The following is a 10,292-nucleotide window of genomic DNA, read 5'->3' as shown; positions in this document are numbered from 1 at the left end:
GACCCTCCAGCTCCTGCGGCGTCTTGTATCCCGCCGTCAGCTCGTCCAGCATCGCTTTCGATAACGCCATGTCGCTGCTCCTCGCGGGGTCACCCGCAGTCTCGCTCAAAGGGCAGTTACACAGTTGACGTTACAGACTCGCCGATTGGCTGAGAACCCGCGATTGCGTTGGTTGGTAGCGCAGAAGCTGAGTCGACAGTGGTCTCCGGAACAGATTGCCGGCTGGCTTAAGCTGCGTTTTCCACGCAACGAGGCCATGCAGGTGTCGCACGAGACGATCTATCGAAGCCTGTTCATTCAGGCGCGAGGCGTGCTGAAGAAGGAGCTGATGGCCCACTTGCGCACGCGTCGGCGAATGCGTCACTCGAAGCTCGCGTCGCCGCTACCGCGTGGTGGCATTCCCGACGCCGTTTCAATCCGCGACCGTCCGCCCGAGATTGAGGACCGCGCCGTTCCGGGACACTGGGAGGGCGATCTGGTCAGCGGTTCGAACAATAGTCACATCGCGACGCTGGTCGAGCGCCACTCGCGCTTTGTCATGCTGGTTAAGGTCGCCGGCAAAGACACACAGAGCGTGGTCGCAGCGTTGTCGAAGCACGTTCGGAAGCTTCCCGCCGAGCTCCGCAAGTCACTGACGTGGGATCGCGGTTCGGAGATGGCACGGCACGGCAAGTTCACCCTGGCAACGAGCGTGGACGTCTACTTCTGCGATCCGAGCAGTCCTTGGCAGCGAGGCTCCAACGAAAACACCAATGACTTGCTGAGGCAGTACTTCCCCGACGGCACAGATCTTTCGGGCTACTCGCAGACTTACTTAAACAAGATTGCGCGGCGGCTCAATGAGCGCCCGAGAAAGACCTTGGGTTACGAAACGCCAGCCGATAAGCTGCGCGAAGTCGTTGCGTCGACGGGTTGAACTCACCATGGTCAGTTTTCGGCGAGCGCCAACACCTTGCCCGACTTATCTCCAGATGTGCCGTTTCACGGCTCATCGTGTGCCCGAGGAAGGCACGCCTCTTCCGGTTATACCAAGCCGCCCAAGCCAAACGCTGCTCCGCCGCCGTGGCGTCACGCCAAGGATTCAGCGGCGTCGCGCCCTCGTTGTCTGCCAGCCAGTCGCTGAAACTCGACAAGATTCGTGCGATGTCGTTGGCCACAGCGGTTGACTTGGAATCCCAAAACAAACCACTCGGGTCTTTGCCTTCGGGGGAAACAGTGCCGTTGTAGAGGCAATTCACGAAGGCATTGAACAGTAGCGCTGGATCACTGAAGCAATCGTGGTTCGCCTCCATGAAGTCGAGTAGCAAACCGACGGCATGGACGAGCTTCTGCTGCGAGCTTCGGCTCGAAGCAGAAGCCAGTGACTTCCGTTCACTGCTTTTCTGGCGACCTTTTGCCGTGTGGCTTGTTTCCTGACCGTTGATTCTCGCAACCATGTAGCGAACCAAAGGCAGTAGCGGTCCCCCCTCAGTCACGATGACCGGCAGGATCCTGTGGGTGCCGGTGTTGTCGGTGACCAACCGCATGCGGACCACGGTATGCGTCATAGCAGGGCCTCGATGGCTTCAACGACCAGAGCGCGCAAACCCAAAGTGGGGCGGGCGGCGGGCAGCGCCTCTTCGGGACACTTCGCCCTTTTCGACCACTTTGCGGAAGCCAACATCCTTCTTCTTCCAGACTAATGAGACGAAGGCTGAGACATCGGCGTCCGACCTTTGCTGCCAAATGGCTTTAGTAGGTTGTATCCGAATAGTAGATAGAACACTACAGGTATCGACAAATGCCAACGGAAAAAAGAGCCGTCCCGGTCTGGGACGGCTCGATTTAGACCACTTTTAGGATGTTAGTTTCACTACGGATAACCAGCCCGACGCCGACGGCGTTCGCCACGAGGTCGAGGCCGTCGCGCTGGCGGTCCACGGTGAAGGCGCCCTGCGCCCATTCCATCGCGGCGCCGAGCATCAGCAGGGAAAGCAGGGCCCGTCGCCGCCCTGCCGTCGAGGCGAAGCAGCCCATCGCCCACCACGCCAATGCGGCGTAGGCCAACGCGTGGTTGAGCTTGTCGGCATGCGGGAACAGCGGCACGGCCCCCGGCACCGCGGGCCCAAGCGACAGCACGACGCAAACGATCCAACCCACGGCCCACAGCGCGAGCCACGCGCCTCGCCAGCGTGCGCCTTCGATGGACACGACCGACCCGTCGCTCACAGCCGCCTCGACAGCTCGCCGAAGGCGAACGCCGCCGAGAGGTCGACGTCGCGGGTGAAGCCCATCACCTGGAAGCGCTCGCCCATCTCGCCGGGCATCGTCAGCTTGCGGATTTCGTTGACGCGGCGGTAGCGCTCGCGATCATCGATCAAGGCCTCGGCCTCGGCGATGCGCTGCGGCAGGCCATTGGCGATCAGGAAGCTCGACTGGCTGCAGTAGCCGGCGAAATCGAAGCCGGCATTCGTGCCGGCTTCGGCCAGCGCGGTGAAATCGACGAAAGCGGTGATGTCCTGCAAGCCGGGCAGGAAGAACGGATCGCCGTGCGCACGGTGGCGGTAATGGCAGATCAGCGTTCCATCGCTGCGCTCCGGCAGGTAGAACTCGCGACGCGGGTAGCCGTAGTCGACGAACAGCATGGCGCCGTGCTTCAGCAGTCCGCCGATCGCCTGGACCCAGTAGGGCAGCTGCGGCAGCACTTCCGAGCGGTAGCCGTCGGGCAGCGGCGCGCCGATCGTCCGCTCGATGTGCCGGACCGCCGCGCGCACCAGGGCGTCGGCGGGCTGGTCGACGCGGATGAACCCCCCGTTCGCATCGAGGCTGACGAACTCCTCGTACACCTCGCCATCGTGGGTGGCGAAGCGCGTGGTCGGCAGCGCGTCCAATACCTCGTTGGCGAACAACACGCCGGACCATTCGCCTTCCGGCGGGCCGTCCAGCCAATCGCAGCGCGCGAACACCGCCGGCGGCAGTTGCTCGCGCAGCCGCTGCTGCTGGCGCTGCCGAAGGTCGGCGCTCGGCTCGAGGATGGCGTAGCGCTCCGGCAGCACGCCCAGCCGCTCGGCATGCTGCAGGAAGGCCACCGCGAACGCCCCGCTGCCGCCGCCGAGCTCGAGGAACCCCGGATGCGGCAGGCCGCGCAGGACCGGCGACACCGCCTCGCAGACGCACTCCGCGAAGACATTGCCGAGCTCGGGCGAGGTGACGAAATCACCGGCTTCGCCAAACTTGCTCGCCCCGGCGCTGTAGTAGCCCAGCCCCGGCGCGTACAGCGCGATCTCCATGAAGCGCGCGAACGGTATCGCACCGCGCTCGTGGCGGATCGCCGCCCTCAGGAACTCGACCAGACGCGCGCTGTGTTCGCGTGCCGCGACGCCCGGCTCGGGCAGGCCGAAAGTGCTCATCAATCAGCTCGTCGTGAATCAGACGCCAAGGATACCGCCCCGGCCTGCACGTCCGGCCGACGGGCGAAGGGGGCATGATGTCCGCGCCGCCAGAACCCGATGCCGATGAGCCCCGAGACCCGCCCTCCGCCGTCCTCCGCGACCGCCCCCGTCGCCTTTGTCACCGGCGCCGCCAAGCGCGTCGGCGCGACCATCGCGAAGCATTTGCACGCGTACGGTTTCGACCTCGTGTTGCACCATCGCGCCTCGCCGGCCGAGGTCGAGGCGTTGGCGGCAAGCCTCGAGTCCGTCAGGGCCGGAAGCACGCTCGTCGTGCAGGCGGAACTGGGCGACACCGCGCGCCTGCCGGGCCTCATCGACGCCGCGATCGCCCGCTTCGGCCGTCTGGACGCCCTGGTGAACAACGCCTCGGCCTTCCATCCCACGCCGATTGGGCAGGCGTCCGAGGCCGACTGGAACGCGCTGTTCGACAGCAATGCCAAGGGCCCGTTCTTCCTCGCCCAGGCTGCCGCTCCCCATCTGCGTGCCGCCGGCGGTGCCATCGTCAATCTCGTCGACGTCTACGGCGAGCGCCCGCTGGCGAACCACACGATCTACTCGATGGCCAAGGCGGCCAACGCGATGCTGGTGAAGTCGCTAGCAGTCGAACTGGGCCCCGAGGTGCGCGTCAACGGCGTGTCGCCGGGCGCCATCCTGTGGCCGGACTCGGGCAAGTCCGAAGCCGCCAAGGCCGCAATGCTGGCCAAGACCGCCCTGAAGCGCGTCGGCGCGCCCGAAGACATCGCCGAGGCCGTGCGCTGGCTGCTGCAGGACGCCCGCTACACGACGGGCCAGATCCTCGCCGTCGACGGCGGGCGCCTGCTCAATCTCTGAACCCGCGACCCGGCGCGAGGCCGGGCCGCGACCGTGCTCACTTGTGGCGGAACGCGCCCTGCAGGGTCGCGCCGTCGAAGCCGACCGGGGCCTGCCCGTCCACGGCGAAACGGTAGACCGCCGCCTGGTAGATGCCCGCAAGCGCTGCCTGAGTCACCGCCAGCGCGATCACCGCGATCACCACCAAGGCACCAATGACGATCGCCGCCGTCGCGCCGGCCGTCAGCGCAGCCGCCACGATAAGGCCAGCACCGAGGAGGATCACCACCAGCGTCAGTAGGCCGAAGGCGAAACCGAGGCCGACGTTGCCGATCAGGTTCTCGCCCCAGCTCTTCTTCAGCAGGCCGAAGCTCTCCTTGATCGCATCGATCGGGCTGACGTTCTGCGCCACCAGCACCGGCACCACGAGGAAGGTCGAGACCGTCCAGGCGGCACCGAGCAGACGGGCCACCATCGCGCCGAGCCACTCGCTGCGCTGTTCCAGCGCCTTGATGAGCAGGCCGACGACCGCCGCGATCACCGCGTAGCCGACGATCGCGCCGAAGCGCTCGCGGGCGATGCGCAGGCCGTCGGCCACTGTCGGGTCACCGCCCTCGAGCCGGATCAAGGCCGCGCCGACCAATGCGCTGTTGAAGAAAAAGATCACCGTGAACTGGGTGACGTAGAACAGGAAGCCGACGACGATCGAGATCGGACCGGCACCGCCGTCGAACAAGCCCGACAGGAAGCTGGGCACCAGGAAGGTGGCAGCCACCAGCATCGCGGCGATCGACGAGATCACCGGGAACCAAAGCAGCTCCTTGTCGGCGCGCAGGACGGCGGCGCTGGCCTTCACGAGGGACCAGCTGCGGGCGAACTTCTCGAACATGGGGAGCTCCGGGGGTGGGATTCACACCAGTATCACGCCATCCGCGACGCCGCGGTACTGACGAAGGTCACCCGAGGTCGAGCGCCTCGACGGCCGGCGGCGAAGCCGCCTCAGGATGCGCCGCCCACAGCGCGGCCAGCGTGCGGCCCTGCACCGGGTCGACGAAGTCCGGCGCGATGTCGGCGAGCGGCTTCAGCACGAAGGCGTGCTTGAGCTCCGGCCGCGGCAGTTGGAGGTTGCCCTCGCCGCGCATCACCCGGTCATCGAAATAGACGACGTCGACGTCCAGCGTCCGCGAGGAGAAACGCGGTACGTCGCGGCGCCGGCCATGCCGGTCCTCCAGCGCGTGCAGCCAGTCGTTCAGCGCCTGCGGCTCGAGATCCGAGCGGATCGCCGCGGCGCAGTTGAGGAAATCCGGCCCGTCGAAACCCACGGCCGGCGTGCGGTAGACCGGCGAAACCACGACTGCGCCGAAGCTCGCCCGCAGCTCGACCACCGCAGCACGGAGGTACCGCTCCGGTTGCTCGTTGCTGCCGAGGCTCAGGAGCGCGAGGCCACTCACGCCCGCGTGCGCTCGATCAGGATGCCCACGGCCTTGGCGCCGCGCACCGCGCCGGGCTTGGAGAGCTTCAGCCGCACCCACGGCACGCCGAACTCACCGGTGATGATGGCGGCGCAGCGTTCGGCCAGCGTTTCCACCAGCCCGAAGTCGGACTCGCCGACGAACTGGATCAGCCGCTTGCTCACCGCCTTGTAGTCGAGCGTGTCCTCGATGGCGTCGCTGGCCGCCGGCTTGCGGTTGTCGAAGCCCATCTCGATGTCGAGAACGATGGGCTGCTTGATGCGCCTTTCCCAGTCGTAGATGCCGATCGTGCACTCGATCTCGAGCGCCTCGATGAAGACCTTGTCCATCGGAATTCCTTGCAAAGGGCGCTCAGCCTGCCACTGGCGATGGCAAGGCGGCGACAGCATCGAGCGTGGCCATGTCCCAGCGCGGCTGCACGTGGAAGTCGAGGTCGCGCTGCCCGGCGGCCAGCCGGGTCGCGCCGGCGAAGGCGATCATCGCGCCGTTGTCGGTGCAGAACTCGAGGCGCGGGAAGCTCACTGCCACTTTGCGCTTCGCCGCCAGCGCCGCGAGGCGCGACCGCAACTGGCGGTTCGCACCGACGCCACCGGCGACCACCAGTGCCTTCATGCCGGTTTCGCGCAGGGCGCGTTCGCACTTGATCGCCAGCGTTTCCGTCACCGCGTCCTCGAACCCGAGGGCGAGATCCGCCTTGATGGCGTCGGTCTGGTCCGACGCCTTCCACGCCAGCAGCACCTGGGTCTTCAAGCCGCTGAAGCTGAAATCGAGGCCTGGCCGGTCGGTCATCGGCCGCGCGAACTTGAAGCGACTCTCGCGACGCCCCTCGCCTTCGGCCGCCGCCCGCCCCTGCAGGGCCAGCGCGGCGAGCTGCGGGCCGCCGGGATAGGGCAGTCCGAGCATCTTGGCGGTCTTGTCGAAGGCCTCGCCGGCGGCGTCATCAAGCGTCTCGCCGAGCAGCGTGTAGCGGCCGATGCCCTCCACCGCGACGAGCTGCGTGTGGCCACCCGACACCAGCAGGCACACGAAAGGCGGGGGCGCTGCGCCCGGTTCCAGCAGCGGCGAGAGCAGATGGCCTTCCATGTGGTGCACGCCCACGCTGGGCACATCGAGGGCCCAAGCCAGCGCCCGCCCCGTGGCAGCACCGACGAGCAGGGCACCGATCAGTCCGGGCCCCGCCGTGTAGGCGATGCCGCCGAGGTCGGAGACCGCCACGCCGGCCTCCGCCAGCGTCTGGCGCACCAGCGGCAGCAGCTTCCGCACGTGGTCCCGACTGGCCAGTTCCGGCACCACACCGCCGTATTCGGCGTGCAGGGCGACCTGACTGTAAAGCGCATGCGCCCGCAGGCCGCGGGCCGTGTCGTAGACAGCCACGCCGGTTTCGTCGCAGGAGGATTCGAGGCCGAGGACGATCATGGGAGCACGAGCCGTGGGCGGCCGGCGTCGCGTGTCGGAGGGCAGCGGCGGCCGGTCCTGAACAGGGGGCCGGGCCGACTTGCACCGCCCCGGAAAGCCCGCGTATCATACGCGGCTCACCCGGAGCACCGGGTATTTTGTCCACCCGAGAACCCCTATGCCCAACGTCAAAGTCCGCGAGAACGAGCCGTTCGAGTTCGCGCTCCGTCGTTTCAAGCGCACCTGCGAAAAGGCCGGCGTCCTCGCCGAGACGCGCAAGCGCGAGTTCTATGAAAAGCCGACGCAGGAGCGCAAGCGCAAGGCCGCTGCCGCCGTGAAGCGCCAGCTGCGCCGCTCGTCGCGCGACGTCACCAAGCGCCAGCGCCTCTACTGAGCGCAGCGCCTGCCGCAAGAAGCCGGCCCGCCCTTGGCGTCGCCGGCTTTTTGTTTTTCCAGCCCCGGAGAATCCCATGTCCCTCAAGCAGAAGCTCACCGACGACATGAAGGCCGCGATGAAGGCGGGCGAGAAGGATCGCCTTGCCACCATCCGCCTCATCAACGCCGCCCTGAAGCAGAAGGAAGTCGACGAACGCATCGAACTCGATGACGCTGCCGTGCTCGCCGTGCTCGAGAAGATGGTCAAGCAGCGCAAGGACTCGATCACCCAGTACGAAAGCGCCGGTCGTGACGACCTCGCCGCCGTCGAGAAGGCCGAGATGGCGATCATCCAGGCCTACCTGCCGGCGCAGCTTTCCGAAGCCGAGATCGACGCCGCCATCCAGGCCGCGATCGCCGACGCCAACGCGGGCACCGGTCCGGCGGCGATGGGCAAGGTGATGGGCGTGCTAAAGCCGAAGCTTGCCGGCAAGGCCGACATGGGCCTCGTGTCGCAGCGCCTCAAGGCTGTGCTCGCCGCTTGATCGGCGAACCACTGCGGGCCGGCCCGAAGCCGTAAGCTTCCCCCATGGCCGGCCGCATCCCCGACAGCTTCATCGATGGACTGCTCGCTCGCGTCGATATCGTCGAGCTGATCGGCTCGCGCGTCCCGCTCAAGCGCAAGGGCAAGGAATACACCGCCTGCTGCCCCTTCCACGACGAGCGCACGCCGTCGTTCTACGTCAGCCCGACGAAGCAGTTCTACCACTGCTTCGGCTGCGGCGCACACGGCACGCCGATCAAGTTCCTGATGGAGTACGACCGCCTCGAGTTCGTCGATGCGGTCGAGGAACTCGCGAAGCGGCTCGGCCTCGAGGTTCCGCGCGAATCGGGCAGCGGCCGCGAAGCACCGCGGGAGGGCCAGGACCTCTACGCCGCCCTCGACGCCGCTCAGAAGTATTTCCAGCGCGAGCTCGCGAATAGCGAGGTCGCGAAGCGCTATCTGGAGAAGCGCGGGCTGGATGCCGCGACCATCGAGAAGTTCGGCATCGGCTGGGCCCCCGAAGGCTGGAATGGCCTGATCGACGCGCTCGGCAAGGGCGATGCGCGACGCATCGACCTGCTCGACAAGGCCGGCCTGCTGTCGAAGAACGACAGTGGCCGCACCTACGACAAGTTCCGTGGCCGTGTGATGTTTCCGATCCACGATCGGCGCGGGCGCGTGATCGCTTTCGGCGGACGCGTCATCGAAAAGGACGACGGACCGAAGTATCTCAACTCACCGGAGACGGTACTGTTCCACAAGGGCCGCGAGCTCTACGGCCTTTGGCACGCGCGCCAGGCGCACAGCAAGGTGCCGAGGCTGATCGTCGTCGAGGGCTACATGGACGTCGTGTCCCTGTGGCAATTCGGAATCACCACGGCCGTTGCCACGCTCGGCACCGCGACCACGCCGGACCATGCGGAACTGCTGTTCCGCAACGCCGCCGACGTCTACTTCTGCTTCGATGGCGACGCCGCAGGACGACGCGCGGCGTGGAAGGCGCTGGAATCGGTGTTGCCGCGCATGACCGATGGCCGACAGGCGTTCTTCCTCTTCCTCCCCGAAGGCGAGGATCCGGACACGGTCGTCCGCTCGCAGGGGGCCGCTGCACTCGACGCAGCACTCGCGGCAGCGCAACCGCTGAGCGAGTTCTTCTTCGCGCAGCTCTCCAGCGACGTCGACCTCTCCAGCGCCGATGGCAAATCACGATTGGCGGAGCGCGCCAAGGCGTTCATCGCGCGTATTCCGGACGGCGAGTTCCGCGATCGCATGCAGGCCCTATTGGTTCAACGCACCGAAGTCGGCTTCCACTCGAGCGCGAAACTCGCCGACTTCACCCGCGAACTCGTGGAACTCGGCAGCCAGATACAGCGCGATGCGTTCGACATGTCCCAAGGGCGCATGCCCGAGGGGTATCTCGTCAGCGTCCCTCAGTGGCCGAACGTCGGGGGAAGCGCTCGAGGAGCTGGCGGCGAACGCGGAGGGCGGTTCGAGCGCGGCGGCCCCGGAGGTCGCCGCCCTCGGACGGCCGCGGACCGCATCCTCGCGGAACTGCCAACGCTGAGCGCTCCGCGACCCGCGGGCGTCGATCATCGGCGCAGCCTAGTACGCACAGCGATCAGCCTGCTGCTAACTCGACCTTCGTTGGCGATAGAGGTCGAACATCTGGACTGGATCGAGACACTCGACCAGCCTGGTATCCCTCTGTTCGTCGAACTGGTACACCTTGCACTGCGGCGTCCTGGCCTCAGCACCGGCGCCCTGCTCGAAGCTGTGGGTGAGCATCAGCAAATCGACGCGCTACAGAAGCTGGCGGCCCAGCCGCTGGCCGGCGACGACGCCGGGCTACTCGAAGATTTCCGGGGTTGCGTGCGCAAACTGCGCCAACAAGCGATCGAGCAGCGCGTCGAATGGTTGAAGGCGCAGCCCTCGCTCGATGACGAGAGCAAATCGGAGCTCCGCGCGCTCTTGTCGTACCGGATCTGATCGCCCCGGCTGACACTCACTTTTCCGTAGCGACGCCCCGGGGAGTCCAACAGGGTCCCTCGCCCCATTCCATTCATTGGGTCCAGGCGTGCTTGCGGGCGGTCGCGACCTCACCCTGGCACTTGGTGGGTTTGTGTATTTCTTTGTTGCAAAGAAAAACCCCTCCGGGATACCCGGAGGGGTTTTGGTGTAAGGCCCTGGCGATGACCTACTCTCGCATGCGGATGCACACTACCATCGGCGCGTGCGCGTTTCACTTCCGAGTTCGGGATGGGATCG

11 protein-coding genes, 1 rRNA gene and 1 pseudogene are annotated in these 10,292 nt (G+C 66.5%); 5 read left to right on the top strand and 8 right to left on the bottom strand.

Translation table 11 applies throughout. The features are described 5' to 3' along the window. Positions 1-142 precede the first annotated feature (142 nt). Positions 143-916, top strand: a pseudogene (locus O9255_RS14515) (IS30 family transposase); the annotation flags it as partial. On the opposite strand, the gene O9255_RS14510 reads toward O9255_RS14515, so the two are convergent. The 3 genes from O9255_RS14510 to O9255_RS14500 all read right to left on the bottom strand — a co-directional run bounded on the left by O9255_RS14510 (position 837) and on the right by O9255_RS14500 (position 3,389). Then, positions 837-1,547, bottom strand: a complete 711-nt coding sequence (locus tag O9255_RS14510) for a hypothetical protein (RefSeq protein WP_297867583.1) — start codon at positions 1,545-1,547, stop codon at positions 837-839. The pseudogene O9255_RS14515 and the gene O9255_RS14510 overlap by 80 nt on opposite strands. Before the next feature lie 277 nt (positions 1,548-1,824). Continuing rightward, the gene (locus O9255_RS14505) at positions 1,825-2,208 is read right to left on the bottom strand and encodes a VanZ family protein (protein WP_297867582.1); all 384 of its coding nucleotides are present in this window, start codon (positions 2,206-2,208) and stop codon (positions 1,825-1,827) included. Continuing rightward, complete coding sequence (locus O9255_RS14500; RefSeq protein WP_345781384.1) at positions 2,205-3,389, bottom strand: SAM-dependent methyltransferase; 1,185 nt, start codon at positions 3,387-3,389, stop codon at positions 2,205-2,207. The genes O9255_RS14505 and O9255_RS14500 overlap by 4 nt, the downstream gene beginning before the upstream one ends. Before the next feature lie 105 nt (positions 3,390-3,494). Here O9255_RS14500 and O9255_RS14495 point away from each other — a divergent pair, with 105 nt between their 5' ends. Next, positions 3,495-4,262 (top strand): pteridine reductase, encoded by a 768-nt coding sequence (locus tag O9255_RS14495; RefSeq protein ID WP_297867581.1) that lies wholly within the window; start codon positions 3,495-3,497, stop codon positions 4,260-4,262. A gap of 37 nt (positions 4,263-4,299) precedes the next feature. Here the strand turns inward: O9255_RS14495 and O9255_RS14490 are convergent, their stop codons facing one another. From O9255_RS14490 to tsaD, 4 genes are all read right to left on the bottom strand, one after another. Then, positions 4,300-5,130, bottom strand: coding sequence for a DUF6159 family protein (locus O9255_RS14490; protein ID WP_297867580.1), 831 nt, complete (start codon positions 5,128-5,130; stop codon positions 4,300-4,302). 67 nt (positions 5,131-5,197) lie between these two features. Beyond that, complete coding sequence (folK, locus tag O9255_RS14485; RefSeq protein WP_297867579.1) at positions 5,198-5,692, bottom strand: 2-amino-4-hydroxy-6-hydroxymethyldihydropteridine diphosphokinase; 495 nt, start codon at positions 5,690-5,692, stop codon at positions 5,198-5,200. Continuing rightward, positions 5,689-6,042, bottom strand: a complete 354-nt coding sequence (folB, locus tag O9255_RS14480) for a dihydroneopterin aldolase (RefSeq protein WP_297867578.1) — start codon at positions 6,040-6,042, stop codon at positions 5,689-5,691. The genes folK and folB overlap by 4 nt, the downstream gene beginning before the upstream one ends. A 22-nt stretch (positions 6,043-6,064) precedes the next feature. Further along, positions 6,065-7,129 (bottom strand): tRNA (adenosine(37)-N6)-threonylcarbamoyltransferase complex transferase subunit TsaD, encoded by a 1,065-nt coding sequence (gene tsaD / locus O9255_RS14475; protein WP_297867577.1) that lies wholly within the window; start codon positions 7,127-7,129, stop codon positions 6,065-6,067. Between the two features lie 157 nt (positions 7,130-7,286). On the opposite strand from tsaD, the gene rpsU reads away from it, so the two are divergent. The 3 genes from rpsU (at position 7,287) to dnaG (ending at position 10,013) form a co-directional block, all read left to right on the top strand. Continuing rightward, positions 7,287-7,502 carry a 30S ribosomal protein S21 gene (rpsU, locus tag O9255_RS14470; protein ID WP_294066543.1) on the top strand — a complete coding sequence of 72 codons (216 nt, stop codon included), beginning with the start codon at positions 7,287-7,289 and terminating at the stop codon, positions 7,500-7,502. Between the two features lie 76 nt (positions 7,503-7,578). Continuing rightward, positions 7,579-8,028, top strand: coding sequence for a GatB/YqeY domain-containing protein (locus tag O9255_RS14465; protein ID WP_297867576.1), 450 nt, complete (start codon positions 7,579-7,581; stop codon positions 8,026-8,028). 44 nt (positions 8,029-8,072) lie between these two features. Continuing rightward, the gene (gene dnaG, locus O9255_RS14460; RefSeq protein ID WP_297867575.1) at positions 8,073-10,013 is read left to right on the top strand and encodes a DNA primase; all 1,941 of its coding nucleotides are present in this window, start codon (positions 8,073-8,075) and stop codon (positions 10,011-10,013) included. 195 nt (positions 10,014-10,208) lie between these two features. Here dnaG and rrf read toward each other — a convergent pair. Beyond that, positions 10,209-10,292, bottom strand: a 5S ribosomal RNA gene (rrf, locus tag O9255_RS14455); the annotation flags it as partial.

The organism is Silanimonas sp., from assembly GCF_027530345.1.
Taxonomy (GTDB): Bacteria; Pseudomonadota; Gammaproteobacteria; order Xanthomonadales; family Xanthomonadaceae; genus Silanimonas.
Note: the sequence above shows the minus strand (reverse complement) of the source record. Positions and strands in the feature narration are given on the sequence as shown.